The following is a 24,667-nucleotide window of genomic DNA, read 5'->3' as shown; positions in this document are numbered from 1 at the left end:
ACATTTGGAAAGCAGGTGCCGCCAAGGTCTATCAAATCCCCCCAGTTACCTTGGGCAACCACCCTTTCCCTAGATATTGCACATGTCTTGTCATAATAATTGACTTTTCAATTTCCGGCGCCGATTCGGATGTCATCAGTGCGGCTTACTAGTAGCGTATAAATGGTTGGAGCGGGATTGGCATTGGCGCTGGGCCAATGGGGGGCCATCTTCGCCTGGCGCAGGGATAGCAATGGACGATCTTGGTGTAGCTGTAGTAATCGAGGACGACGACGATGTGCGTAACCTCCTGGAAGGTGTATTGACCCAGGCGGGCTTCGAAGTGCATACAGCGGTGGATGGGCGGACCGGGGTTGACGTAGTCCGCAGCAAGCAGGCAAATGTCGTGACGCTCGATATTGGCCTGCCGGATATTGACGGGTTTGAGGTTCTGCGCCGGATCCGGAATTTCAGCAACGCATATGTGGTGATGCTGACCGGCCGTACGGAGGAACCGGACCTGCTGTCAGCACTTAATGCGGGGGCAGATGACTACATCGCCAAGCCCTTCAGGCCCAGGGAACTCCGGGCACGGGTGGCGGCAATGATGCGCAGGCCCCGGCATGAGGTGGACGGGCAGAACCCGTCCACGTCCCTGGGCCAGTCCCCGGCTCCTGCCGCCCATGCAGAGCCCGGAGTCCTGCAGCACAACGGGCTCCTCCTGAACCACCGGACGCGCACGGTGGAAATCAAAGGCCAGCCACTGGGATTGACCCGCAGTGAGTTCGACCTGCTCCATGTGTTGCTGAAAGGCGGCGGGGCCGTATGCACCAGGGCCGACCTGGTGCGGGCCGTGCGGGGCGAGTTCTACGACCGGGAAACCTATATCAGCGAAGCGGACGAGCGCGCCGTGGAGGTCCACGTGGGAAACCTGAGGCGCAAGCTCAAGGAGGATCAGCTGTCGCCACGCTGGCTGCAGACGGTCCGCGGGGTGGGATACCGGTTGGCGCCGCGGCGTCCTGACGACGCCTAACAGTGATCCCCACGGGCGCGGGCTCCCGGAGCCGAGGGGCTAGCCCTTCTCCAGGATGTAGGTAGCCTGCAGTTCGGACACCGTGCGTGCCCCGTCCCGCGCCACCCCGGCCATCAGGGCCTGGCCCTGGGCAAAATCGCCCTGCCGGATCAGGCCTTCCAGAAGTTCGGCGAGCCTGGCCAGCCTGAGGCCGCCCACCATGGCGGAGCTGATTTTGAGGCTGATGACGGCGTCCAGGGCGGAGTCTTCATCCTGGCTGTCCACGGCTGTTCCCAGCCGGGCCAGGCGCAGGTCCCACATGGCGGCGTAGTCGCGGGCGAAGCGCTGGGCCAGTCCGGTACCGGCCAGTTCCTCTTCCAGCTCGTCCAGGACTGCGGCATCAATCAGCGGCAAGAGACCCGCCTCCTCCAGTGAAGGTCCCACGCTGGAAGCAGGAACGGCAGGAGCTGGCAGAGCGACCCCGGGCAGTGGGGAGTCCGCAGCGGGGCTCTTTCCGCTGGAACCGGGATCGGTACTGTGCATTGTTCAAGGCTACTTCCTGGAAATCCGTCGTTGGCCTATTTGTCATCATTCTGTGTAAACCTTGAGGCAAACTTGCCGTCGCCCTGCGTAGGCGCTACTGCCCGCTGAAAGTCATCACCGCATTGATCACGGCCGGCCCCAGAATGGCGATGAAGAGGACCGGGAAGATAAAGAACAGCAGCGGAAAAAGGATCATGACGGGCAGCTTCATGGCCTTTTCCTCGGCCCGCTGGCGCCGCTTGACCCGCATGACCTTGGCCTGGACGCGCAGTACCCGGCTGATGGCAATGCCGTAGGTATCGGCCTGCACCACGGCCTGCACAAAGCTGCGCAGCTCAGGAATGTTCGTCCGCTCGGCCAATGCGATATAGGACTCCCGACGGCTGCGTCCCACCTGCATGTCCTGCAGGGTGCGGACCAGCTCTTCCGCCAGCGGGCCCTTGCCGTTCTCGCCGGCGCGGGCCATGGCGCCCTCGAAGCCGAGTCCGGCCTCCACCGAGATGAGCATCTGGTCCAGCGTGTTGGCCAACTCCAGCTGCATGGCTTTCTGCCGCTCCTGGCCCTTGCTGTAAAGCAGCAGGTCCGGGATGAAGTAGCCAAGGACCAGGACGAACAGCCCCGCGAGCTTCATCATCGGTGAGCTGCCGATCGATGTCAGATAGAGACCAGCCGCGGCACCGGCCAAGCCAAGGCCGATCTTCGACCCCAGCACCTTTCCCAACGGCATCGAGGCGGGCCGGCCGGCGAGGGACAGGAGCCGGTCCAGGAAGGCGACATAGGCCGGTGGAGTGAGGCGCCGGCCCAGGGCTTCGAGCCGCGGCGGGGATCCGGTTGGAGCAGCGGCGACTGGCGGTGCACCGCGGGACAGCAGTTCGGTGACCGCTACGCGCCCCTGCTTGTCCACGGTCAGGACGGACCAGGCCAGTGCCGCCACCGGGACACAGACCAGCAGGACGGAGAGGAGGACTATCAGGTTCATGGTGTCCTCAGAACTTCAGGTCGATGATCTTGCGCATCCACAGCGCGCCGATGGTCATCAGGACAAACGATGCGCCGATCATTACCCAGCCCAGGGGATGGGTGAACATCGAGTTCATGTAGCTCGGGCTCACGGCGAGCAGCATGGCCACGATGCCGAACGGCATGGCGATCAGGATATACGCGGAGAATTTGCCTTCCGCCGCAAGCGCCTTGATGTGCCCCTTGATTTCCGCGCGCTCGCGGATGGTCTCGTTGACCTGGTCCAGCACCTCGGCCAGGTTCCCGCCCACTTCGCGGTTGATCTGGATGGCCTGCGAGATCCAGACGAAGTCCTCGTTCTTCATCCGATCGGCGGTGTCATTGAGGGCGGCGAGCAGGTCGCGGCCCAGGCTGGTTTCGGTGATCACCCGCCGCATCTCCTCGGACGTCGGCTTCTGGGACTCAGCCGCCGCTGCGTCGATGGCGCGCAGGATGCTGTGGCCGGCCCGCAGGCCGCCGGAGAGCAGCTGCAGTGTGTCGCCCAGCTGCCCGTCGAAGGCGGTGCGGCGCTTGCCGGCCAGGAAACCGAGGACCAGTTTGCCCACGAACGGGGCGAGCAGGGCGAGCAGCAGTCCCACCAAAGGACCCACGGTGACAGTGCCCACCAGCATCCCGACGCAAGCGCCGATGCCGACCAGCAGGAAGAATTCTGCCTGGCTCAGGCGCAGGCCGGCGTTCTCGAGTTCGACGCGGGAGAACAGTTTGACGTTGCGCCCGTCGAGCAGCCGTTCGAATGACCTGACCCCGGACAGCGCCAGGCGGGACAGGGAGGAAGGCGGCTCGGGTTCAAACGGACGACGGCGGTCCAGCGGCACTGAGGGCGCGCTTGGCAGGAGCACGGCGACCCCGAGCAGGCAGATGGCTGCCAGGAGGATGACGCTTCCGATGGCGATGATCATGGCTCAGTCCCTACTTCGCGCCCGGGCCCAGCGGGGTGGCAAACACTTCGGGGGACACGTGGATGCCCAAGTCCTCGAACCTGTCGATGAACCGCGGCCGGATGCCCGTGGCAACCGGACGGCCAAGGAACCGTCCCTGAGCGTCCACGCCCGCAGAGTAGTCGAACACGAAGGCATCCTGGAGGGTGACGATGTCGCCTTCCATGCCCTGCACCTCCGTTACGTGGGTGATGCGCCGGGACCCGTCGCGGAGCCTGGAAATCTGGACGATGAGGTTCACGGCAGAGGCGATCTGCTCCCGGATGGCGCGCAGCGGCAGGTCCATGCCGGCCATCAGCACCAGGGTTTCCAGGCGGGCCACCGCGTCACGCGGGGAGTTGGAGTGCACGGTGGAAAGGGAGCCGTCGTGGCCGGTGTTCATGGCCTGCAGCATGTCCAGCGATTCGCCGCCACGGACCTCACCCACCACGATCCGGTCCGGACGCATACGGAGGGAGTTGCGGAGGAGCTCCCGGATGGTCACCGCGCCCTTGCCTTCGGTGTTGGGCGGCCGGCTCTCCAGCCGGACCACATGGTCCTGCTGGATCTGCAGCTCCACGGCGTCCTCGATGGTGACAATGCGTTCGTCGTGCGGCAGGAATGAGGACAGGACGTTGAGCAGCGTGGTCTTTCCCGTGCCGGTACCGCCGGAGACGATGATGTTCAGCTTCGCTTTGACGCAGGCGTTCAACAGTTCGGCCATTTCCGGCGTCAGCGTGCCGAAATCGATCAGGTTGCGGACCGTCAGTGGGGTCTTGCTGAACTTTCGGATGGTCAGCGAGGAACCTCCCACGGCCAGCGGCGGGATGACCGCGTTGACACGGGATCCGTCCTCAAGGCGCGCGTCCACCAGCGGCGAGGACTCGTCGATGCGGCGGCCCACCTTGGACACGATGCGTTCGATGACCTTGCGCAGGTGCTCCTCGGAGCTGAAACGGGACTCGGTGAGCGTGAGCTTGCCCTTGCGTTCCACGTAGATCTGGTCCATGCGGTTGACCATGATTTCCGTGACGGCGGGATCGTCCAGCAGGCGCTGGAGGGGACCGTAGCCGAGCACGTCATCGGCAACGTCGCGGACCAGGCGGGTGCGTTCCTCGGGGGTCAGCGGCACCTGCTCGGCATCGATGATGCGGGTGAGCTCCTCCTTGGCGGTGCTCCGCAGTTCCTGCTCTGTTACCGCGGCGTCGTTGAAGCGCGTTCCCATGCGCTCGAAAAGCGCGGTGGCCGCCCTGTCCTTCATGGCTGCGAAGACGTCCACCTTCGGTGCCGTGGGCACCTGCTGCGCGACGGCGTCGTGCGTTGAATGTACGACGGCGGCATGTGCCGGAAGCTGCCGCTCGGCGCTTTCCGCCGGGGACGGCAAAGGAGCGGGCGCCGGACGAGGCGCCTCGAGGAGGGCTGTGCCGGTGCCCGTGCCCGGAGATGCGGCCTGATTGCGCGACTGGACCGCGTTGATTCGTTCGGAGAGTTTCATCAGATAACCACCCTTCGGTGAAGCTTCCGCTGCGCCTGGGCGCGCCAAGCCGGGTTGAAGCGCTCCACCAGATGGCGGAGGCTTTTGACGGCGGGGTCCTTCTTCGATTCCTGGAGGACGGGGATGCCGCGGTTGGTGGACAGTGCCACGGCGCGTGAGCGGGGAACGCTGACGTCCACGGGCGCGCCGATGGTGGATTCGACGTCCCGGACGTTCAGGCCGGCTTTGGCGTCGGCCATGTTCAGGACCACGTGGCGGGATTCGGGCATGATGTCGAGTTGGCGGAGGACCTCCAGGCCGGAGCGGAGGCCGCGCAGGCTGGGGATGTCCATGGCGCTGACCCAGACCACGTCCGTGCACTGCTCCATGGCGGCGAGGCCGATTTCCGGCATGCCGGGGGCGGTGTCGATCACCACGTACTGGAATTCCTGCGCCAGCTGCTCCAGCAGATGGCTGACCTGTTCCGGGGAGATGTGGTCCGCGTCCACCGGGTTGGGCGGGGCGCACAGGGCGTAGATGCCGGCCGGGTGCACGGTGAGGAAGGCCTTGAGGACCAGCGGATCCTGGGCTGCCGCCGGGGTGACGGCGTCCGTGACCGTGTGCTGCGGGTTGAGGTAGAGGCCGGAGGCGACGTCCCCGAACTGCAGGTCCAGGTCAACGATCACCACGCTCATGGGCGCGATCTGGCCCAGGCCGATGGCGATGTTGGTGGCCAGGGTGGTTTTGCCCACGCCGCCCTTGGGGGAGAAGACGCCGATGACCAGGCCCCTGCCGTTCTCCGCCTGCTGCTGCTCGGGGCCGCGGTGGCGGGTGGCGAAGGACTGGCAGGCGCGTTCCAGCAGCACTCTGATTTCAGCCGGGTCGGCCTGCGGGCTGAGGATGTCGCGGATGCCGGCGCGCATGGCGTGCAGCAGGAAGTCCGGGTCCACGTCGCTGACCAGGACCAGGCTGAGGCCGGGGAGCTGGACGTCAAAGACCTTGGCGAACCGGAGTGCCTCTTCATAAGGAACGTCCGGGCCGATGATCAGGACTTCGGGCTGCTCCTGGTTGAGGAGGCCGAACAGTTCCGCCGGGCCTGCGGGGAGGATGTCACTGGCGATGGTCTGCACGGTGCCGCGCAGGCCATGGGCGACGGCGGTACGCAGCTTCTGGTCGAACTCGGCGTTGGGGGAGAGGAGGACGAAACGGCTCATTTGTACACCGTGTCCAGGTGCTCAATGCGGGGCCCGCTGTCTGTCGCGTCCATGGGTTCCTTCGTGAGCCAGAGCTCACCGTTGATTGAGGTGAAGATGATCTTGTTGGCATCGACGTCATTTACCGCGACCGTGATGATGAGTGCACCTGCCGGGACAGGTGCACTCTGACTCTGGGATGCATTGTCGCCTTTGGAAGACGCCGCGGGTGCGCCCTGAATAGAGGTCACCAGCACCTTCCGCAGGGTCAGCTGCGTCGTGTCCCCGGGCTTAGCCTTGTCCGCACCGCCCTTGAAACTCATGGCGACACCGACGTGATCGCCAGCGGCCATCTGCCCGCCCACGACGCGCTGGGGTTCCAGCTGGAAGGACACCTCCTGAAACCCGGGCGGTACTTTGACGCTTGAGGCACCCTTCGCGTCTGCGGGTGCAATCAGACGCTCGGCCAGAAGTTGTTCACCGGGAACCAGGTTGACTCCGGTCACCGTGCCGGCCTTGCCGTCAAGATTGCTCAGCGCACTTGTAGAAACTGCGGATGCTGGGAGTTTCTTGATCTCCAGCGATGCAGCAATGTCACTTACGGCGGTCCCGGCGGGAACGGCTTTCGTCACTACGAGAACGTCTTTTGGCTCCATGCTTGCCATCGCCCTAGCGTCGGCGCCGTTCGCGTAGACGATGATGAGAAGGGCTCCCACAAGCGCCAGGGCTACGGCGGCCGTGCCGGCGAGCATGCGAGATTTCACGTTGTTCTCCTGATCGGGGTAGTGCTAGAGGCCGAGGCGGACGATGGTGGCGCCGTAAGGGTCAACGGGCCCAAGGGTGTAGCCGTCGGCGAGGGACACGTAGGTCACGAACCTGCCGATCACGCCTCGGCAGTTCCCTGTGCACTGTGTCGCAGTGGTGACACCCGTTGCCGTTGACTTGGTGCTTTGGAACTCGTAAGGAAGGCCGGTACCGCCGCTGAACCTCCAGCCCGTCACATCGAATGCAGCAAATGAAACGAGGCTGTAGATTGCTCCGTTGCCGGTGCCGGTGATTTGGTTGTATACGGGGAGCAGGACGATAACTTTTCGGCCTGCAGTAATGTCGGCGCCCCACTTGTTCAGCGTGGCGTCGCAGTTACCTGGAGCATTGTTTCCGGGATCGCTGCCGCCTTCGCTCACCGCGAGGTCAATGGTGGCACCGCACTTACCCGTGTCTTGCTTCAACCATCCGTATCCTCCGGCAACAGCCGCGCCGGAGGGCCCGTAGTTGCAGGAGGCATTGGCGTTTTGACCGTGATCCTGGAGGAGTTGGAGGGCGCCGTCCACATAGCCCTTAACTTGGCAGATGGAGAAGGCCAGGGGGAACGCAGTTGTTCCGGCCTTGGGGCTGCCCCAAACGGCGGACGACTTGGCCCCCACCTTCGCCGTCGGAATCCCCAGGACGTCCGCGAAAAAGAGCGAGACAGAGTCGGGGGGTGCGCCGTTCTCTGCCGCCGTTGTATTTACGACTACCTTGCGGCCTGTCGTGTCTAAGGCAATGGAGCGGACGTTGCTGGTGCCATCCAGTGCATTCTGGTTGGCAAGCGTGGCGGCCAAAGTCGATGTGGTGCATAGGGTATCCGCGGAGTTCCGGGCGCATTTTTGAGCGACACCTATGGCGGCAGCGTCTGCGCCGTTCTGCAGTTGGGCGTGCTCCGAATACAGCACCCCTACGTCTACTGCAATGGCCGCGGAGCCGAGCAGGACCACCAGCATGATGGCCACAATCACCGAAATAGCGCCATGTTCGTTGGTTGTCTCGCCGCCTCGCAGTACTACTTTCAGCCGCCGCACAGCATGACTCCTTTGCCCGTCATCGCGAACGGCCCGGCAATTCCGGTGATGGTGGAAAGTGTGTACTTGACGGTGACCGTCACTTGGGTGCCCGTGCTGCACGTGATGGGGCTCACAGTGACGGCTGATGAGGGAAGGGTTGAGCTTACCGATGCTGCAGCGTTTTGAACTGCGGTTGCGGCAGCGGTGGGGCTGTTGTTGATGGCCATGACACGCACGCCCTCCCGGGCCGCGTTGGTCAGGGTGATTTGCGCGTTGTAGGCCCGGCCGAACTCAATGGTCCCCAGCACAAGCATCAAGAGGAGGGGCAGCAGGATCGCGAATTCGACGGCGGCCGCGCCGCGTTCCGAATCACGTCTCACCTGCTGCTCCTCCTCTTGAATTGCTTGTTTCTGCCGGGCAGAGTGTCGCCGTTTCGATATGGGGTCCGGAACGGCGATGGCGGTTGGTGTTAAGGAGCAGTCGTGGGCGCCACAGTGGGGGATACCTTGCCGGCGACATTGTTGAAGATACCCGTGAGGTTGTTACCCAACAGTGTGACGGCAACGATGATGACGACTGCGATGAGGGCGACCATGATGCCGTATTCGACGGCGGTTGCGCCCTTTTCGCTGTTGCGAAGGCGAATCATGAAGTTGGTGTAGAGAGAAAGCATTCTGTACTCCTGAGCGAGACGGATTGGCTGGCCCTGCACCAGCACTGAAACGAAATTAGCAAGCATATTTGGCCGCTTGACGGGATCTTGCAGCATCCTGCGCAAAGTCTTTACGCCATGGACACTTCCTGCGCTTTTGCTTGGCTTTTTCTGCGTCTATGCCGGGTTTTCTGACTTTGTCGGCGCGCAAAAGGACCCCCTCGGTTCTGGGTGCCGAGGGGGTCCGGTCTTTCGGGCGGGGGTGGATCAGCTGAAGGCTTGGATGATGTTGATAACTGCCGGGCCCAGGATGATGATGAAAATTACGGGAAAGATGAAGAGCAGGAGTGGAAACAGGACCAGAACTGGGAGTTTCATTGCTTTGTGCTCTGCTCGCTGCCGCCGCTTGACCCGCATGTCTCCGGCTTGGGCTTTCAAAACCTTTGCTATCGCAATGCCGTAAGTGTCAGCCTGTACAACTGCTCGAACGAAGTTCCGCAGATCCTGGACATTGCTGCGATCCGCCAGGGCGGTATACGAGTCTCGACGACTGCGGCCCACCTGCATGTCTTGAAGGGTTCGAATCAGTTCCTCGGCAAGGGGACCTTTTCCGTTGTGACCGGCCCTTGCCATTGCCGATTCAAAACCTAGCCCTGCCTCAACCGAAATCAACATTTGATCCAAGGTGTTCGGTAGTTCAAGCTGAATCTTTTTTTGCCTCTCGGAACCCCGACTGTAGATCAGCAAGTCGGGGACGAAGTACCCGAGCATGGTGGTGAAGACAGCCAGCAGTACCAACTGGGGTGTCGCCCCCCGGCTGAGGAAGAGCATCATGATGATGGCTGCTATCAGCGCGATGGCGGGCTTTGCTACCAAAAGGCGCGGGAGAGGCATAGCGGCGGGCCGGCCAGCCAATGCAAGCAGTCTGTCGAGCTTTGCTGCATAACCTTTGGGCGTGACGCGGGCCGCGAACCTCTCCAGATCCATGTTCTGGCTGGATACGGCGTTGGCGGGTACATCTATTCCCTTGCTCAGGTTGCCCTGGATCAGCACACGCGACCTGCGGTCTGTAACAATCAAGGACCACGCGAGGAAGGACACTGGAATTACTGTCAGGGCGATGATGCCCCAGGCTATTGGTTGCACTGTTCACCCCTCAAAATTTCAAATCGCTAATTTTGTGAACCCAGATTCCGCCGATCGTCATCATCACGGCAGCGATGCCCAGCAATATCCAGCCGACAGGATGTCCGGTCAGTGCCCCCATATATTTGGGGTTCGCCAGTCCGATCAGAATGAATAGCAGGACTGGAAGTGCCATGAGAATGATGGCGCTTAGTTTGCCTTCTGCGCTTAGGGCCTTGACGGTCCCCTTTATCTGAGTCCGTTCGCGGATAGTTTCGCCGACCTGATCAAACACCTCTGCAAGATCTCCACCGACTTCCCGATTGATTTCGATGGCCTGGGCCATCCAGCTAAAGTCCTCGCTCTTCATACGTACAGAAACTTCGTTGAGTGAATCCTGGAGATCTCGGCCAAGCCGTGTCTCATTGACAACACGGGAGAACTCCGTTGCGGTCGGTTCGCTGGCCTCCTGAGCGACTGCGTCAATCGCTCGTAGGACGCTGTGTCCCGCCCGGAGGCCGCCGGAGATCATGGTCAGGGTTTCGCCCAACTGGGCCTCAAAAGCGGCCCGCCTCCGCTGAATGAGTATCGACAAGCCGACTCTTGCCACCACTGGAATTGCCAAAGCCACCAGGAGGCCGAGCCCAACCCCCTGGAGAATCAGTCCAGCAAGGCCGCCGACCGCCGTGGCGGCTGCGACGAGAACCACGAAGTCCGCTTGGGGAAGAGAAATTCCCGCAAGACTGAGGAGGCTATTAGATCTGGGTGTGGTGCTTTTTCTTCCGGCCAGTAACCTTTCGGTGAGTTGCACGGCAGAAGAGGCAGCACGGCTTATCGCTGTCTGTTCTGTTGTACCGAGCGGCCGCCGCCTGCTTATCGGCAGAGAACCGCTCGCCGGTTTGAAGACGACGAGTACCGCAGTAGCGAGTGAGGTTCCCAGGAGGACCACGCCGGCAAGGAAAATCTCTTGACCATGCATGATTACCGCCTCGCCAGCTGTGCTGTGGTGCCGGAAAAGATGCCTGGCGACACCGAAATCCCAAGCTCGGCAAAGTGATCTATGAAACGAGGACGGATGCCCGTGGAAACCGGCTGGCCAAGGAACCTGCCATATCTGTCAACACCAGCGCTGTAGTCAAAGACGAAGGCGTCTTGGAGAGTGACAATATCCCCTTCCATTCCCTGTACTTCCGTGATGTGTGTAACCCGGCGCGTGCCGTCCCGCAAGCGCGAAAGGTGCACGATGAGGTTAACCGCGGATGAGACTTGCTCGCGAATGGCCCGCAGGGGCAGGTCCATGCCGGCCATAAGAACCAGCGTCTCCAGCCGGGCGATCGCGTCCCGGGGGGAGTTTGCATGGACCGTCGATATGGAGCCATCGTGGCCTGTATTCATGGCCTGCAACATATCCAGGCTTTCCCCCCCTCGAACCTCGCCTACGACGATGCGGTCAGGGCGCATGCGAAGGGAGTTGCGGACCAGCTCACGGATCGTGACTGCCCCCTTGCCCTCAATGTTCGGGGGCCTGCTTTCCAGCCTGACCACGTGACTTTGCTGCAGCTGCAATTCAACGGCATCTTCAATGGTGACGATGCGATCGTCCGCCGGGATGAACGACGACAGCACGTTGAGGAGCGTCGTCTTGCCGGTGCCGGTGCCCCCGGAAACGATGATGTTGAGCTTTGCCCGAACACAGGCATCGAGAAGCTCTGCCATTTGTGGCGTCAAAGTACCGAAATCGATTAGGTTCTGGACGGTTAGCGGAACTTTGCTGAACTTCCTGATAGTCAGCGAAGAACCGTTCACGGCCAACGGCGGGATGATGGCGTTGACACGGGATCCATCTTCCAACCGTGCGTCGACCAGGGGCGAAGACTCGTCGATACGTCGACCAACCTTTGCCACGATGCGCTCGATGACTTTGCGGAGGTGTTCCTCGCTGCTGAAGCGGCTGTCCGTTAAGAGCAGCTTGCCATCCCGCTCAACGTAGATCTGATCAAGCCTGTTGACCATAATCTCCGTGATGGAAGGATCATCCAGGAACCGCTGGAGAGGGCCGTAACCCAGAACGTCGTCTCCCACGTCCCGGATCAAGCGGCGCCGTTCTTCCGGCGTAAGCGGTACCTGCTCTTCGTCGATCACGGTGCTAAGCTCATCGCGCGCAATCTTCCGGAGTTCCTCGTCGCTGAGCGAGGAATCAGTGAGCCGGCCCCCAAGCCGCTCAAACAGGGCCTTTCCCGCGCGTTGCTTGAGTCCGGCCAAGGCGTCCACGGGTGCCGCGCTGGCACCTGCTGTCTCCAGAGTAGGGGTAGTCGTTTCCTGCAATGGAGAAGTCTGGGCGGGGGCCGGACCACTGCGTGCCGCTTGAAGTCGTTCTGCCAGGCTCATGAGATCACCATCCGACGATGTACTTTTCTTTGGGGTTGTGCGCTTCGCTTCGGGTCGAAGCGTTCTATGAGTTTTCCGAAAGCTCGAGCTGCCGCATCGCGAGAGGACTCCTGTAGAAGAGGAACCCCTTTGTTTGTGGAAAAGGGGACAGCGCGGGAACGCGGAATCACCGTATCGACGGGAACACCTATGGTGGCCTCTACATCTTGGACAGTCAGTCCACTCCTGCGATCAGCAAAATTGAGTACCACGTGCCTTCCCTGTGGCATAAGCTGCAGCTCGCGCAGGATTGAGAAACTAGTGTGAAGCCCCCGGATGCTTGGTACGTCCATTCCACAAACCCAGACAGCATCGGTGGCTTGCTCCAAAGTTGCCAAGACGTGCTCGCCAAGTCCCGGGGTTGTATCCACGATCACGTACTGGAATTCAGCGGCCATCTGGCTAAGCAGGTGGCTAACTGCCTCTCCACTGATGTGGTCTGCTTCGCTGGGGCTACTGGGCGCACATAGTGCGTAGATTCCACTGGGATGTACTGTGAGGAAGGCCTTCAGGACCATGGAGTCCTGGAAAGCCGCACCACTGACAGCATCTTTTAGTGTGTGTTCGGGTTCCAAGAGGAGACCGCTGGCCACATCTCCAAATTGGACGTCCAAGTCGACGATGACCACGCCCATGGGAGCGATCTTGCCCAGGCCGATGGCCAGATTGGTGGCTACGGTTGTCTTGCCGACGCCGCCTTTCGGTGACATTACGGCGATGACGCGGCCGGGAGCACGTTCTGGTCCCGCTGCCGCTACCAGCCCCCGGCGCCTACCGGCAGAAGCAAGGCAGGCGCGCTCGAGGAGAATTCGCAGTTGGTCTGCATCTGCGCTCGGGCTGACGATATCCCTGATGCCGGCGCGCATTGCGGTGATTACTTGCTCGGGTTCCGTGTCTTCGACGAGAACCAGGCTGATTTCCGGAAACTGAAGATCGAACACGGTCGCGAGTTTTAGGGCATCGTCCTCTGGCAGGCCGGGGCCGAGGATCAATACTTCAGGCGGTTCGCCTGTGAGTCGGTCAAAGAGCTCCTGCGGACCTCCCAACAAAACTGAGGGTGGCAGCACCTGAACTGAACCGTGAAGCGCTCCGCGTACGGCCTGGGATACTTTGCGCTGGAAATCCTGTGATGCGGTGACGAGAACGAAGCGGCTCATTGCGAGACCTTTCCGAGGGTTATCACACCTGGGTTGCCGTCCTTGGAGTCGCTGTTCTCCTTCGACAGCCAGACCTTTCCGAACTCTGACGCGAACACGATTTGCGTGGCATCGATGTCTTCGCGGGCCAGCGTCACGTAAACGGAGCCCGACGGGAGGGCCGGCCCGTCAGATGACGAATTAGAGTCCTTCTTTGACGTTTCGGCAGGTGCCTGCTGCACGCTGGTTACCAACACTTTTTGGAACGCCAGTTTTGTAAACTCCTTGAATCCTTTTACGTCGTTTCCGACAGGCGCACTGGCTGCGGCTGCATCATCCAGCTTGTAAGAGGTATAGACCCCAACGGTGTCTCCGGCCTTGAGCTGCCCTCCCAGGATGCGTTGCGGTTCCAGCAGAAGGGTAAGCTCTTCCATGCCCTTGGGAACCGGTACTGTTCCAGGGGCCGCCAAGGCATTCGGGTCAACCAGCCGCGGTGCTAAAAGCTGCTCACCCGGCTCTAGGGCGACAGAGGTGACCTTGCCGGGAAAGTCTGAGAGCGACGTGACGACATCTTTGGGCACTGCCGCGCCGGGAAGAGATGTCAGCTTTACGGATTGGGCAAGATCCGCAACGGGTGTCCCTGCGGGAATTGCCTTTTGAACGACGAGTACTTCGACGGGATCTAGGCCTTGCTGTGCTCGGCTGTCGGCAGCCTGTGCGTAGTTGAACATCAGTACAGATCCGACAATTGCCAAGAGCAGTGCTGCCAGGCCCCCCAGCAGCCTTGTTTTCAAGAGATTCTCCTTATGTCTTATTTGGTGAGCTCTACGACGTTTCCGCCGTAGGTGGTAGGCCCGCCTACGTCGAACGCCTCATCCAAGGCGACGTAGCGCACGAACTTTCCGACGATGCCGAGGTCGCTGCTCTTCCAGCCACCCGCATCCTTGAATGCCTGAGCGGAAGCAGGCATGTAGTGGAATGGATCCTGATTGGCCAGGTCCCAGCCGGCAATATCGATGGCAGCAAAGGCTCGCAGGTGGAATTTGGAGCCAGTGCCCGTACCGCTTGTCTGATCGAAAACCGGCAGCAGCGCTACCACCTTCTGCCCTGCGACGAGCTTGTTCTTCCAGCCTTGAAGAATGTCGCTGCAGCCGGCCTCGGGATTGTTTCCGGTATTGCTTGATACCCACGGTGATGCCAGGTCAACTTTGACGGTGCAGGTGCCGCTCGTTACCAACCAGCCAAAGCCGCCAGGAATCTCAAGCCCAGAGGCGGTGCTGTGGCAGGTATCTTTCTTGCCAGCCCCCGTCCCGTGGGAGAGCAGAAATTGCATGGCGCCGTCGCCTGACGTGCTGAGGTCGACTTCGCATTCAGAGAAGGCAATCGGGAAGATGTCACCCGATTTGGCGCCTCCCCATCTCGCCTCGGCCACGGCGCTGATATTTGTCGTGTCGGTTCCGAAGATCCTGGCGAAGAATGTCGAGAAATGGACCCCGGAGGAGTCTTGGGCATTCGTGGTAACAGTTACCGTGCCTGCTCCTTTATTAACGACAGTCGACGCCACATTCGTGAGATTGTCTTTGGCATTGGCATTGGCCAAAGTGGGCGAAAGTGACGAGCCAGTCACGCACGCGGGATCGGCTTCGTTTTTGGAGCATTTTTGTGCAACCGCCAGGGCTGCCGCATCTGCCCCGTTCTGTGTAACGGCCTTTTCTGCATACATCCCGCCCACATCGACGGCGACGGCTCCAAAGCTGAGAAGCACCACCATCATGACCGCCACCATTACGGCGGTGGCTCCGCGCTCATGGTCGGTGTTCTTGTTCAGCCTCCGCATGACATCGTTCCTTTGCCCGTCATGGCGATGTTTCCCGTGAAGGCGTCCAGAAAGCCCGTTACGGTGGTCAGCGTGTAACTGGTTGTTGCTGTGACCTGTTTGCCGGCCGCACATGTCGTCCCGCCGCCTGTGAAGGAGAAGGTGGTGCTGACTGAAGCTGGCGCCAATCGACCGGCAGCATTACCGGCGGCAGTAGCCGCGTCACCTGCGTTGTTGTGGATAGCCATGTACCGAGCTCCTTCACGAGCTGCTTGGTTCAGCGACAGCTGCGCGTTGAAAGCCAAGGAGAACTCGATGATGCCGATCAAGATGAGTAACAGCACCGGAAGTATGAGTGCGAACTCGACGGCCGCGGCACCCTCTTCGTTCCTCTTGCGCATGCTTCGATCCTTACGTCCTGGGAAAGCAATGGCGGCTCCCAGATGGCCTGGGAGCCGCCATCGGTTTGGCGATATATTCCTGCTTGTTAGAGCCGGGTGGCGATGTCGGCAAAGAGGGCCTGCAGCTGGCCTCCGACGGCCGTGATACCGAGGATGGCCGCGATAACGATCAGGGCAACCATCAGGCCGTACTCAACAGCAGTTGCACCCTTTTCTTCGGTCTTGAAACGATCGGCGATGCCGGCGATGAAAGCAGTCATTGAGACCATGAGAGAAGTCATTTTAATTTCCTTAATTCGGTGAAATTGGATTTATTTGATTTCAACGAATTTCCAGCTGCCCCCATAACTCTTTAGCGGCTGGACTTCGCTAAGAAGAGATTGTCATCGGGGGCTATGGGGCGACAATGCGTAGTAGTACTCGACTTTTTACTTTGACGCAAAAAATACGTACTCGGAAAGACGGACCAGTACTCAGCCGGCGTTTGCAGGTACGCGGAGGACTACTTGGGTTGCTGCCGGAAACGGCGGCGGCGCCGGAATGAAGTACGGCGATGCGGACTAGGCAATGAAGAACGTGACGGCAGCAAGGGCACCGAGCATGGAGGGGCCGTGGGCCACTTCGGTGGCTTTATTGCGGCCTTTTCTGCTGAGCACAAGCACCGTGGCCACGCCGTTCAGGATGAACCCTAAGAGGCCGCCGTAGAGGAGTTGGCTCCAACCTAGGTACCCCAGGTAAAGACCGACAGGCGCGGCAAGCTTCACGTCGCCCATTCCGATGCCGCCGGGCGAAATAAGTCCCAACATCAGGTAGCCGGCAAACAAGATGACGGCTCCCAGGGCTGCGCGAAGCACATCCTCAGATTGCTTACCAAATACTCCTGGCAATAAAAGAAGTAAAAGACCGCCGGCTAAAAGTGTCAGTACGAGGGGATTGGGCAGCAGATGGAGTGCTACATCTATCCGTGCCAGCTGCACGCCTAATACCGCTAGGAATAGGAAGGCCGGTAGGCCGAAAGAAATGCCAAAATGAAGGGCAAAGGCGGCGCACGCGACGCCGGTGAGTGCCGCCGTCGTAATTCTTGTCTGGAAGCGTGGTGCGTTACCGAGCCTCGGAATCACCTTGGCGATCAGGAACTCCGCGATGGGGGAGAGGGTGGCTCCCAGGAGTGCGGCGCCAAGAACTAGGAGCGCGGTGGTGGGGCTCAAGTTCTCCGCTGACAACACTGTTACCCCTACGTTGTTGATCCGACGTAGGCCCCAGCGGCCTCCGGCTACCTCATTTTGACCCTGAAGCACCTGACGCGCTAATCTTGGTAGTCGTTGTGCGTGTCCTATTCCGATGGTGCGTGCCCGCTTGAGAATCCGGTTGCAGGATAACTACTCAACGTGCACATTCGGAACTTCAGGATGACTGGTTACATAGAGCCCTCACCTCTGTTCCGGTAGCGCGCAGACAGTAGGTGCGCGAGCTAGCGACACCTAAACAAGAACGCCAGAACAAGAACGAGGCAAACACCGTGCGTACGTACACCCCGAAGCCCGGCGATATCAACCGCCAGTGGCACGTCATTGACGCCACCGACGTTGTCCTTGGTCGTCTTGCAAGCCAGACCGCAATCCTGCTGCGCGGCAAGCACAAGGCCACTTTCGCATCCCACATGGACATGGGCGACTTTGTCATCATCATCAACGCTGAAAAGGTAGCCCTGACCGGTGCCAAGCTGGAGCAGAAGCGGGCATACCGCCACTCCGGTTACCCGGGCGGCCTGACCTCCGTCAACTACGCGGAACTGCTGGAAACCAACCCGGTCCGCGCCGTTGAGAAGGCCATCAAGGGCATGCTCCCCAAGAACTCCCTTGCTGCCCAGCAGCTCGGCAAGCTGAAGGTGTACCGCGGTGCTGAGCACCCGCACGCCGCCCAGCAGCCCAAGACTTTCGAAATCACCCAGGTCGCCCAGTAGTCCTGGCCACCAAACAACTTATCTATACAAGGAGAATCGTGGCTCAGAACGAAGAGACCACCGAGGTCGTCGAGGCCGAGGAAAACCTGACCAGCTACACCTCTGAGAGCTCAGCTTCAGAAGCTGCTCCCAAGAAGGAGCGCCCGGCACTGACCGTTGCCGGCGCAGCTGTTGGCCGCCGTAAGGAAGCCGTTGCACGCGTTCGCGTTGTGCCCGGCACCGGCAAGTGGACCATCAACGGCCGCGAGCTGGCGAACTACTTCCCGAACAAGCTGCACCAGCAGGACGTCAACGAGCCCTTCAAGATCCTTGATCTCGAAGGCGCCTACGACGTCATCGCCCGCATCCACGGTGGCGGCATCTCCGGCCAGGCCGGCGCACTGCGCCTCGGCATCGCCCGTTCACTGAACGAGATCGACGTCGAGAACAACCGCCCCACCCTGAAGAAGGCCGGTTACCTGTCCCGCGACGCCCGTGTCATCGAGCGTAAGAAGGCCGGTCTCAAGAAGGCCCGTAAGGCCCAGCAGTACTCCAAGCGCTAAATCCGCTTGCACAGAAGCCCGTCCTGCCGTTTGGCGGGGCGGGCTTCTGGCGTTAACACCTATAGCAACCCCAGCAGCGGCAGAGATGATTGCGAGCAGCGGTTCGGGTGGACTAACTTGTCAGTGACAAGCCACTTCGAGTGGATGCGGATCTGCTGTACTAAGCGGCTGATCAAGTGTGGATATGAGCCATGCGACTTCCCATAATTGGATTTCGCATTATGCCCTCTTGCACTAAGGTCACCTACGCGAGCCGGAACGCCGCTGTTCTGCCACTCATAGCCATACGACGCTCGAGCGGCTACCGGAGGCGAGAGGCCAACGTCTATCCCTGCTCCCTGTGCAAAGGATGGCACCTGACATCAAAACGAGTAGGCGCGACTTGGAAGAGGTTTCAAATTTCCGCTCCCTGAACACACGAAGCACGCTTAAAGCCGCTGGCCAGCTGTTTCAAACTGCAGCAGCCCCATCCTCTACACTTGACCGGTGTCTAGATTATTTGGAACAGATGGTGTCCGGGGGCTGGCCAACGGCCTGCTGACAGCAGAACTGGCCCTGCAGTTGGCCCAGGCGGCCGCCGTCGTGCTCGGCCATGACCGCGCTGCCAACGGTGCGAGGCCCCGCGCCGTGCTGGCCCGTGACCCGCGAGCCAGCGGCGAATTCATCGCCGCCGCCGTGGAAGCCGGCCTCTCCAGCTCAGGCATCGACGTCTACGATGCGGGTGTCCTGCCCACCCCCGCCGCTGCCTACCTGGTCGCAGACCTGGATGCCGACTTCGGTGTCATGATCTCCGCCTCCCACAACCCGGCACCGGACAACGGCATCAAGTTCTTCGCCCGCGGCGGCCAGAAGCTGCCGGACGAGGTGGAGGACGCCATCGAAGCCCAGATGAGCAAGGAAGCCGTCCGCCCCACCGGCGCCGACGTGGGCCGCATCCAGCGCTTCTCCGACGCCGAGGACCGCTACATCGTCCACCTGCTCCGCACGCTCCCGCACCGCCTCGATGGCCTTACGGTGGTGCTGGACTGCGCGAACGGCGCCGCCAGCGGCTGCTCGCCCCAGCTTTTCAAGGACGCCGGCGCGGATGTCATCGTCATCGGCGCAGATCCGGACGGCCTGAACATCAATGACGGTGTCGGCTCCACCCACCTCGGCCCGCTCAAGGAAGCCGTGGTCAAGTACGGCGCCAACCTGGGCATCGCCCATGACGGCGACGCGGACCGCTGCCTTGCCGTGGACCACGAAGGCAACGAGGTGGACGGCGACCAGATCATGGCGATCCTCGCGGTAGCGCTCAAGAAGTCCGGCAAGCTCAGGGACGACGTCCTGGTGGTTACCGTCATGAGCAACCTGGGCCTCAAGATCGCCCTCCGCGAGGCGGGCATCACCATCGTGGAAACCGCGGTGGGGGACCGCTACGTCCTTGAAGGCATGCGCGACGGCGGCTACAACCTGGGCGGCGAACAGTCCGGCCACGTCATCTTCTCCGACCACGCAACCACCGGCGACGGCCTCCTTACCGGCCTGCAGCTCGCCGCGCAGGTGGCCCTCACCGGAAAGCCGCTCAAGGAGCTGGCCACCGTGATGACCAAGCTCCCGCAGGTTCTCATCAACGTCAAGGGCGTGGACCGCAGCGGCGTGCGCAGCAACGACGTCCTGGCCCAGGCTGTTGCGGCGGCGGAAGCTGCGCTCGGCGAAACCGGCCGCGTCCTGCTCCGCCCGTCCGGGACCGAGCCCGTGGTCCGCGTGATGGTGGAAGCCGCAGACGAAGAGACCGCCCAGTCCATCGCCGAACACCTGGCCCAGGTGGTCCGGAGCGAACTCGCGCTGGAGCTCGCCTCGAACTAGGCACACCTAGAAGAGTGGCCCGCCTCCCATAGGGAGACGGGCCACTTTGCTGCAACAAGACTTACAGGGAACGTTCTTTCAGCGCATCCCGGATCTCGGTCAGCAGCGCCACCTGCGGATCCTCGGCGGCGTCCTTCTTCACGTCCTTATTGATCCCCAGCCGGCGGTTCCGGCGCTCGATCATGATGTTCATCGGCATCACCACCACAAAGTAGATGGCTGCAGCAATCAGCAGGAAGTTCACCACCGCAGTCAGCAGCACCCCGAACTCAATGGCGTTGCCGTTCAGCTCCACCCTCGCGAAGCTGTCGAAATTGGGCGCCCCTACCAGGCCGGAGACGAAGGGCATCAGCACCTTGTTCACCAGCGCCGTCACCACCGCACCGAACGCAGTACCCATGACCACGGCGACCGCAAGGTCAACCACATTGCCCTTCATGATGAAGTTTTTGAATCCATTAAGCATGGAATCCAACCTAACGCACGCCCTTACAGATACCCGGCCGCCGCTTCGAGGCCGAAGTATTCCTCGAGCGTGCCGACGCCGCGGTTCAGCATGTCCGTGGCCGCCTCCACTCCCACGTACCGCAGGTGCCACGGCTCGTAGTAATACCCGGTGATGGGGTGCAGCATCCACGGGTACCGCACCACGAACCCGAACCGGTGCCCGTTCGCCTTCGCCCAGGAAGCCGCAGGCTGGTCAGCGAAGCACGGCTCGAAGCTGCACGAGCCGCCACCGTCGCCGATGTCGAACGCCCACCCTGTCTGGTGCTCAGAGTGGCCGGGCCGCGCGCTGGCGGTGTCCGCGTCGGCCTGGCCCCGTGCCGCCACGTACCCGTTGTAGGTGGTCACCTGCGTGTTGTACGAGCGGTAGCCGCTGGCCAGGACCATCGCCACGCCGTCCCGCGCGGCCGCTGCGAACATCGCCTCGGCAGCCGCCGCCGTCGTGTTGTTCAGCAGGGCGGCTTCACCCACGGCGGAAATCGCGACGGCGGGCCGGACCAGGTCAGCCGGCACATAGTCCGCCGGCTTCAACGGCCGGTGCTTGTTCACGATTACCCACGGGCTGGCCGGGTCATCCAGCGAAAACTGCCGCGCCAAGGTGGCCGACGGCGACGGCGACGGCGACGGCGACGGCGACGGTGTGGGGGACGGCACCTCGGGTGACTGGCCCACCGTGGCGGCGTCCGGCGTCGGGCCCGCCGACGCTGTGACGGCTGAAGGTGAGGGCGCGGCGGAGGAAGCAGTGGACGACGACGGCGCCACCGCCTTGGGTGCCTCCGGTGTGCACGCTGCCAGGACAGTCAGCCCGGCCCCCGCTGCGAGGAAGCGGGAGAAGCTGCGCCGACTGGGGGAGCCGCATTGGTAGCACACCTGTGCTACACCTTCCGGAGCAGCATGCGCCGGATGGAGTGGTCCGCCTCTTTGGTCAGTACCAGCTGCGCGCGGCCCCGTGTGGGAAGCACGTTCTCCTCCAGGTTGGGCTCGTTGATCCGCTTCCAGATGTCGCGCGCGGTGCTCTCGGCTTCCTCGTCGGACAGGGTGGCATAGCGGTGGAAGTAGGACTCCGGCTGCGCGAACGCCGTGCTGCGCAGCTTCCGGAACCGGTCCACGTACCACTCCTCGATGTAGGAGGTCTTCGCGTCCACGTAGATGGAGAAGTCAAAGAAGTCGCTCAGGGCCAGGCCCTGGCGGCCGTCGTGCCGGGGCCGGGCCGGGGCCAGCACGTTGAGGCCCTCCACGATGAGGACGTCCGGGCGGCGAACCACCACTTCCTTGCCGGGCACGATGTCGTACGTGACGTGGGAGTACCAGGGTGCGCGCACTTCCTCGGCGCCGCCCTTGATCTCGCTCACGAACCGCAGCAGCGCGCGGCGGTCGTACGACTCCGGGAAGCCCTTTCGGTCCAGCAGCTGCCGACGCTTGAGCTCGGCCAGGGGGTAGAGGAAGCCGTCGGTGGTGATCAGCTCCACGTTCGGGGTGCCCGGCCAGCGGCGCAGCATCTCCCGCAGCACGCGGGCAATGGTGGACTTGCCGACAGCCACGGAACCGGCCACGCCGATGACGAACGGGGTGCGCTGGGTCTGTTCACCCAGGAACGTGGTGGTGGCTGCGTGCAGCTGCCCTGCCGCCTCCACATACAGGTGCAGGAGCCGGGACAACGGCAGGTAGACGTCCCTGACTTCGTTGATGTCCAGGGGATCGCCGAGCCCGCGAAGGCGCAGCACGTCCTCTTCATTAAGGGGCTGCTCCATTTGGGCGGCGAGGCGGGACCAGGTTTGCCGGTCCAGCTCCACGAACGGCGAGGCACCCTCCCCGTTCGCGTCGTTGCGTTGCGAAGTCACCTAAAGATTCTGCCCCGCGCCCGGCCCATCGCGAAATGACGCCCCTGCTCAGCGCGGCGTACGTCACGGACGCTTATTATCGGCGCCTGCCGGTTTAGAGCAACAGGCACGCTGCCGATAGTCTTGAGCCTATGTGTGGAATCGTGGGGTATGTAGGCCGTCCGGTTGACGGTGCAATTAATGGTCACAGTGCGTTGGACGTTGTCCTTGAGGGACTGCGCCGCCTGGAGTACCGCGGTTATGACTCTGCCGGTGTTGCTGTGGTGTCCCAGGGGAACATCGAGTCCCGTAAGAAGTCCGGGAAGCTGAGCAACCTGCTTGGTGAGCTGGAGGCCCGGCCGCTGCCGGAGACCCTGACCGGGATCGGGCACACCCGATGGGCGACGCACGGCGGCCCGACGGACCGTAACGCGCACCCGCACCTGGCTGACGGCGGCAAGCTCGCCGTGATCCACAACGGCATCATCGAAAACTTCGCCGAGCTCAAGCTGGAACTGCTGGAGAAGGGTGTGGAGTTCCTGTCCGAGACGGACACCGAGGTCGCTGCCGCGCTGCTGGCGGACATCCTGCGCAACCAGTTGGGCGGGGACCCGGCAAATGGTGGCCTGACCCGGGCGATGGAGCTGGCCTGCCCGCGCCTCGAGGGCGCCTTCACGCTTTTGGCCGTGCATGCCGACCAGCCCGACGTCGTGGTGGCCGCCCGCCGCAACTCGCCGCTGGTGGTGGGCCTGGGTGAAGGGGAGAACTTCCTGGGCTCGGACGTGTCCGGGTTCATCGACTACACCCGCCGCGCGGTGGAGCTCGGCCAGGACCAGATCGTGACCATCACCGCCGACAGTGTGGTGATCACCGATTTCTTCGGCAACCCGGCCCAGGGCAAGGAATACCACGTGGACTGGGACCCGGCCTCGGCGGAGAAGGGTGGTTTCTCCTCGTTCATGGAGAAGGAAATCCACGACCAGCCCGATGCCGTGGCGCAGACCCTGCTGGGCCGGTCGGACCTGGAGGGCAAGCTGACCCTGGATGAGCTGCGGATCGATCCTGAACTGCTGAAGCAGGTCAACAAGATCATCGTGCTGGCCTGCGGCACCGCCGCCTATGCGGGCACGGTGGCGAAGTACGCCATCGAGAACTGGTGCCGGATCCCCACCGAGGTGGAGCTGGCGCACGAGTTCCGCTACCGGGACCCGATCCTGGACGAGAACACCCTGGTGGTCTCCATCTCCCAGTCCGGTGAAACGATGGACACCCTGATGGCCGTCCGGTACGCCCGCGAGCAGGGCGCCAAGACCATCTCGATCTGCAACACCAACGGCTCCACCATCCCGCGCGAGTCCGACGCCGTGCTGTATACGCACGCCGGCCCGGAAATCGCGGTGGCCTCCACCAAGGCGTTCCTGGCCCAGATCACCGCCGCGTACCTGCTGGGCCTGTACCTGGCACAGCTGCGCGGGAACATCTTCTCGGGCCAGATCAAGGACGTCCTGGCGGACCTGAACAAGATCCCCGCCAAGATCCAAACCATCCTGGACAACGCCGGACCCCTGCGCGAACTGGCCCGGTCCATGGCGAACGAGAAGTCCGTGCTGTTCCTGGGCCGGCACGTGGGCTACCCCGTGGCCCTGGAAGGTGCGCTGAAGCTCAAGGAGATCGCGTACATCCACGCCGAGGGCTTTGCCGCCGGTGAGCTTAAGCACGGCCCCATCGCCCTGATCGATGAAGGCCAGCCGGTGTTCGTGGTGGTCCCGTCCCCGCGCGGGCGCGAATCACTGCACGCCAAGGTGATCTCCAACATCCAGGAAGTCCGCGCCCGCGGCGCCCGGACGCTGGTCATCGCGGAGGAAGGCGACCAGGCCGTGAAGGCCTACGCCGAGCACGTCTTCTATGTCCCCGAAACCCCCACCCTGCTCATGCCCCTGCTGACCACCGTCCCGCTGCAGATCTTCGCCGCGGAACTCGCCGCAGCCAAGGGCTACGACGTGGACCAGCCGCGCAACCTCGCCAAGAGCGTCACCGTCGAATAAGCGGAATAACGCAGGACAGCTGAACCCCGGGCCCCGCGGCCCGGGGTTTCTGTTTTGCCTAGCGGTTTTTGATGCTGCTTAGCCGGAACTGGATGATCCGTTCCGGGTCGTTCTCTGCCAACTTCAGCACCCGAACCTCAACGTCGTAGCCGTCCAACACTCCGGCTGCGCTGCATGCTGTGTACATTCCGGTGACATTCGCAGGAAGGGGAGACGTTTCACAGTCCCCGTTCACTTTCCCGTCCAGCCCCGCCGCCACGGTTAGTTGGCGGATATCGGCGGGCGCGGGCGGCTGCTGCGTCCTGTACTGGCGCCACATGCTGTCGCAAGGCACAGCGACAGGGACGCAGAAGACGCCGCCGCTGACGTTATCACCATCCGGTTCCCACTCGGCCAACGGGTGAAGCCTGTCGGCGAGGGACACCATCCG

27 protein-coding genes are annotated in these 24,667 nt (G+C 62.3%); 5 read left to right on the top strand and 22 right to left on the bottom strand.

The window, feature by feature from the left end:
- The first annotated feature begins 232 nt into the window (after positions 1-232).
- A complete protein-coding gene (locus LFT46_RS14305) occupies positions 233-1,012 on the top strand; it encodes a response regulator transcription factor (RefSeq protein ID WP_236799095.1) in 780 nt (259 codons plus the stop codon).
- A 39-nt stretch (positions 1,013-1,051) separates the two neighbouring features.
- Here the strand turns inward: LFT46_RS14305 and LFT46_RS14300 are convergent, their stop codons facing one another.
- The 18 genes from LFT46_RS14300 to LFT46_RS14215 form a co-directional block, all read right to left on the bottom strand.
- The gene (locus LFT46_RS14300) at positions 1,052-1,534 is read right to left on the bottom strand and encodes an Hpt domain-containing protein (protein WP_236799094.1); all 483 of its coding nucleotides are present in this window, start codon (positions 1,532-1,534) and stop codon (positions 1,052-1,054) included.
- A gap of 94 nt (positions 1,535-1,628) precedes the next feature.
- Positions 1,629-2,513, bottom strand: a complete 885-nt coding sequence (locus LFT46_RS14295) for a type II secretion system F family protein (protein WP_236799093.1) — start codon at positions 2,511-2,513, stop codon at positions 1,629-1,631.
- A 7-nt stretch (positions 2,514-2,520) separates the two neighbouring features.
- Complete coding sequence (locus LFT46_RS14290; RefSeq protein WP_236799092.1) at positions 2,521-3,453, bottom strand: type II secretion system F family protein; 933 nt, start codon at positions 3,451-3,453, stop codon at positions 2,521-2,523.
- Positions 3,454-3,463: 10 nt separating this feature from the next.
- Positions 3,464-4,966 (bottom strand): CpaF family protein, encoded by a 1,503-nt coding sequence (locus tag LFT46_RS14285; RefSeq protein ID WP_236799091.1) that lies wholly within the window; start codon positions 4,964-4,966, stop codon positions 3,464-3,466.
- Positions 4,966-6,159, bottom strand: coding sequence for an AAA family ATPase (locus LFT46_RS14280; RefSeq protein ID WP_236799090.1), 1,194 nt, complete (start codon positions 6,157-6,159; stop codon positions 4,966-4,968). Before LFT46_RS14280 ends, LFT46_RS14285 begins: the two co-directional genes overlap by 1 nt.
- Entirely contained in the window at positions 6,156-6,902 is a 747-nt protein-coding gene (gene cpaB / locus LFT46_RS14275) for a Flp pilus assembly protein CpaB (protein ID WP_236799089.1), read from the bottom strand. Before cpaB (LFT46_RS14275) ends, LFT46_RS14280 begins: the two co-directional genes overlap by 4 nt.
- 24 nt (positions 6,903-6,926) lie before the next feature.
- The gene (locus LFT46_RS14270; protein ID WP_236820172.1) at positions 6,927-7,976 is read right to left on the bottom strand and encodes a TadE/TadG family type IV pilus assembly protein; all 1,050 of its coding nucleotides are present in this window, start codon (positions 7,974-7,976) and stop codon (positions 6,927-6,929) included.
- Complete coding sequence (locus tag LFT46_RS14265) at positions 7,964-8,338, bottom strand: TadE/TadG family type IV pilus assembly protein (RefSeq protein ID WP_236799087.1); 375 nt, start codon at positions 8,336-8,338, stop codon at positions 7,964-7,966. The genes LFT46_RS14270 and LFT46_RS14265 overlap by 13 nt, the downstream gene beginning before the upstream one ends.
- Before the next feature lie 89 nt (positions 8,339-8,427).
- Complete coding sequence (locus tag LFT46_RS14260) at positions 8,428-8,631, bottom strand: Flp family type IVb pilin (protein WP_236799086.1); 204 nt, start codon at positions 8,629-8,631, stop codon at positions 8,428-8,430.
- A 246-nt stretch (positions 8,632-8,877) separates the two neighbouring features.
- Positions 8,878-9,756, bottom strand: coding sequence for a type II secretion system F family protein (locus tag LFT46_RS14255; protein WP_236799085.1), 879 nt, complete (start codon positions 9,754-9,756; stop codon positions 8,878-8,880).
- A gap of 10 nt (positions 9,757-9,766) precedes the next feature.
- Positions 9,767-10,714: a type II secretion system F family protein gene (locus LFT46_RS14250; RefSeq protein ID WP_236799084.1), complete on the bottom strand. Its 948-nt coding sequence runs from the start codon at positions 10,712-10,714 to the stop codon at positions 9,767-9,769.
- 2 nt (positions 10,715-10,716) lie between these two features.
- Positions 10,717-12,123: a CpaF family protein gene (locus LFT46_RS14245; RefSeq protein ID WP_236820171.1), complete on the bottom strand. Its 1,407-nt coding sequence runs from the start codon at positions 12,121-12,123 to the stop codon at positions 10,717-10,719.
- Positions 12,120-13,319, bottom strand: coding sequence for an AAA family ATPase (locus LFT46_RS14240; protein ID WP_236799082.1), 1,200 nt, complete (start codon positions 13,317-13,319; stop codon positions 12,120-12,122). Before LFT46_RS14240 ends, LFT46_RS14245 begins: the two co-directional genes overlap by 4 nt.
- Positions 13,316-14,092 carry a Flp pilus assembly protein CpaB gene (gene cpaB / locus LFT46_RS14235; RefSeq protein ID WP_236799081.1) on the bottom strand — a complete coding sequence of 259 codons (777 nt, stop codon included), beginning with the start codon at positions 14,090-14,092 and terminating at the stop codon, positions 13,316-13,318. Before cpaB (LFT46_RS14235) ends, LFT46_RS14240 begins: the two co-directional genes overlap by 4 nt.
- A gap of 17 nt (positions 14,093-14,109) precedes the next feature.
- The gene (locus LFT46_RS14230; RefSeq protein ID WP_236820170.1) at positions 14,110-15,135 is read right to left on the bottom strand and encodes a pilus assembly protein TadG-related protein; all 1,026 of its coding nucleotides are present in this window, start codon (positions 15,133-15,135) and stop codon (positions 14,110-14,112) included.
- Positions 15,123-15,515 carry a TadE/TadG family type IV pilus assembly protein gene (locus tag LFT46_RS14225; protein ID WP_236820169.1) on the bottom strand — a complete coding sequence of 131 codons (393 nt, stop codon included), beginning with the start codon at positions 15,513-15,515 and terminating at the stop codon, positions 15,123-15,125. The genes LFT46_RS14230 and LFT46_RS14225 overlap by 13 nt, the downstream gene beginning before the upstream one ends.
- An 86-nt stretch (positions 15,516-15,601) precedes the next feature.
- Entirely contained in the window at positions 15,602-15,796 is a 195-nt protein-coding gene (locus LFT46_RS14220; protein ID WP_236820168.1) for a Flp family type IVb pilin, read from the bottom strand.
- A 279-nt stretch (positions 15,797-16,075) separates the two neighbouring features.
- Positions 16,076-16,723: a prepilin peptidase gene (locus LFT46_RS14215; protein WP_236820167.1), complete on the bottom strand. Its 648-nt coding sequence runs from the start codon at positions 16,721-16,723 to the stop codon at positions 16,076-16,078.
- Positions 16,724-17,034: 311 nt separating this feature from the next.
- Between LFT46_RS14215 and rplM the strand changes: the two genes are divergently transcribed.
- From rplM to glmM, 3 genes are all read left to right on the top strand, one after another.
- The gene (gene rplM / locus LFT46_RS14210) at positions 17,035-17,478 is read left to right on the top strand and encodes a 50S ribosomal protein L13 (RefSeq protein WP_043454696.1); all 444 of its coding nucleotides are present in this window, start codon (positions 17,035-17,037) and stop codon (positions 17,476-17,478) included.
- A gap of 38 nt (positions 17,479-17,516) precedes the next feature.
- Positions 17,517-18,020, top strand: coding sequence for a 30S ribosomal protein S9 (gene rpsI / locus LFT46_RS14205; RefSeq protein ID WP_236799076.1), 504 nt, complete (start codon positions 17,517-17,519; stop codon positions 18,018-18,020).
- A gap of 486 nt (positions 18,021-18,506) precedes the next feature.
- The gene (gene glmM / locus LFT46_RS14200) at positions 18,507-19,868 is read left to right on the top strand and encodes a phosphoglucosamine mutase (protein WP_236820166.1); all 1,362 of its coding nucleotides are present in this window, start codon (positions 18,507-18,509) and stop codon (positions 19,866-19,868) included.
- Between the two features lie 61 nt (positions 19,869-19,929).
- On the opposite strand, the gene mscL is transcribed toward glmM, so the two are convergent.
- Genes mscL through coaA form a run of 3 tightly spaced genes read right to left on the bottom strand, consistent with a single transcriptional unit; the run spans position 19,930 to position 22,213 of the window.
- Entirely contained in the window at positions 19,930-20,334 is a 405-nt protein-coding gene (mscL, locus tag LFT46_RS14195) for a large conductance mechanosensitive channel protein MscL (protein WP_236799073.1), read from the bottom strand.
- Positions 20,335-20,357: 23 nt separating this feature from the next.
- Entirely contained in the window at positions 20,358-21,242 is an 885-nt protein-coding gene (locus tag LFT46_RS14190) for a M15 family metallopeptidase (RefSeq protein WP_236820165.1), read from the bottom strand.
- A 5-nt stretch (positions 21,243-21,247) separates the two neighbouring features.
- Positions 21,248-22,213 carry a type I pantothenate kinase gene (gene coaA, locus LFT46_RS14185; RefSeq protein ID WP_236799071.1) on the bottom strand — a complete coding sequence of 322 codons (966 nt, stop codon included), beginning with the start codon at positions 22,211-22,213 and terminating at the stop codon, positions 21,248-21,250.
- A gap of 131 nt (positions 22,214-22,344) precedes the next feature.
- On the opposite strand from coaA, the gene glmS reads away from it, so the two are divergent.
- Positions 22,345-24,237 (top strand): glutamine--fructose-6-phosphate transaminase (isomerizing), encoded by a 1,893-nt coding sequence (gene glmS / locus LFT46_RS14180; RefSeq protein ID WP_236820164.1) that lies wholly within the window; start codon positions 22,345-22,347, stop codon positions 24,235-24,237.
- 58 nt (positions 24,238-24,295) lie between these two features.
- On the opposite strand, the gene LFT46_RS14175 is transcribed toward glmS, so the two are convergent.
- Positions 24,296-24,664, bottom strand: a complete 369-nt coding sequence (locus tag LFT46_RS14175) for a hypothetical protein (RefSeq protein WP_236820163.1) — start codon at positions 24,662-24,664, stop codon at positions 24,296-24,298.
- Positions 24,665-24,667 lie beyond the last annotated feature (3 nt).

This window comes from Arthrobacter sp. FW306-07-I, assembly GCF_021800405.1.
Taxonomy (GTDB): domain Bacteria; phylum Actinomycetota; class Actinomycetes; order Actinomycetales; family Micrococcaceae; genus Arthrobacter.
Note: the sequence above shows the minus strand (reverse complement) of the source record. Positions and strands in the feature narration are given on the sequence as shown.

Excerpts from the sequence above, each read along its gene's own strand:
- LFT46_RS14305 (WP_236799095.1), top strand. The coding sequence starts at position 233 with ATGGACGATCTTGGTGTAGCTGTAGTAATCGAGGACGACGACGATGTG.
- LFT46_RS14300 (WP_236799094.1), bottom strand. The coding sequence starts at position 1,534 with ATGCACAGTACCGATCCCGGTTCCAGCGGAAAGAGCCCCGCTGCGGAC.
- LFT46_RS14295 (WP_236799093.1), bottom strand. The coding sequence starts at position 2,513 with ATGAACCTGATAGTCCTCCTCTCCGTCCTGCTGGTCTGTGTCCCGGTG.
- LFT46_RS14290 (WP_236799092.1), bottom strand. The coding sequence starts at position 3,453 with ATGATCATCGCCATCGGAAGCGTCATCCTCCTGGCAGCCATCTGCCTG.
- LFT46_RS14285 (WP_236799091.1), bottom strand. The coding sequence starts at position 4,966 with ATGAAACTCTCCGAACGAATCAACGCGGTCCAGTCGCGCAATCAGGCC.
- LFT46_RS14280 (WP_236799090.1), bottom strand. The coding sequence starts at position 6,159 with ATGAGCCGTTTCGTCCTCCTCTCCCCCAACGCCGAGTTCGACCAGAAG.
- LFT46_RS14260 (WP_236799086.1), bottom strand. The coding sequence starts at position 8,631 with ATGCTTTCTCTCTACACCAACTTCATGATTCGCCTTCGCAACAGCGAA.
- LFT46_RS14250 (WP_236799084.1), bottom strand. The coding sequence starts at position 10,714 with ATGCATGGTCAAGAGATTTTCCTTGCCGGCGTGGTCCTCCTGGGAACC.
- LFT46_RS14245 (WP_236820171.1), bottom strand. The coding sequence starts at position 12,123 with ATGAGCCTGGCAGAACGACTTCAAGCGGCACGCAGTGGTCCGGCCCCC.
- LFT46_RS14240 (WP_236799082.1), bottom strand. The coding sequence starts at position 13,319 with ATGAGCCGCTTCGTTCTCGTCACCGCATCACAGGATTTCCAGCGCAAA.
- LFT46_RS14230 (WP_236820170.1), bottom strand. The coding sequence starts at position 15,135 with ATGCGGAGGCTGAACAAGAACACCGACCATGAGCGCGGAGCCACCGCC.
- LFT46_RS14225 (WP_236820169.1), bottom strand. The coding sequence starts at position 15,515 with ATGCGCAAGAGGAACGAAGAGGGTGCCGCGGCCGTCGAGTTCGCACTC.
- LFT46_RS14220 (WP_236820168.1), bottom strand. The coding sequence starts at position 15,796 with ATGACTTCTCTCATGGTCTCAATGACTGCTTTCATCGCCGGCATCGCC.
- mscL (WP_236799073.1), bottom strand. The coding sequence starts at position 20,334 with ATGCTTAATGGATTCAAAAACTTCATCATGAAGGGCAATGTGGTTGAC.
- glmS (WP_236820164.1), top strand. The coding sequence starts at position 22,345 with ATGTGTGGAATCGTGGGGTATGTAGGCCGTCCGGTTGACGGTGCAATT.
- LFT46_RS14175 (WP_236820163.1), bottom strand. The coding sequence starts at position 24,664 with ATGGTGTCCCTCGCCGACAGGCTTCACCCGTTGGCCGAGTGGGAACCG.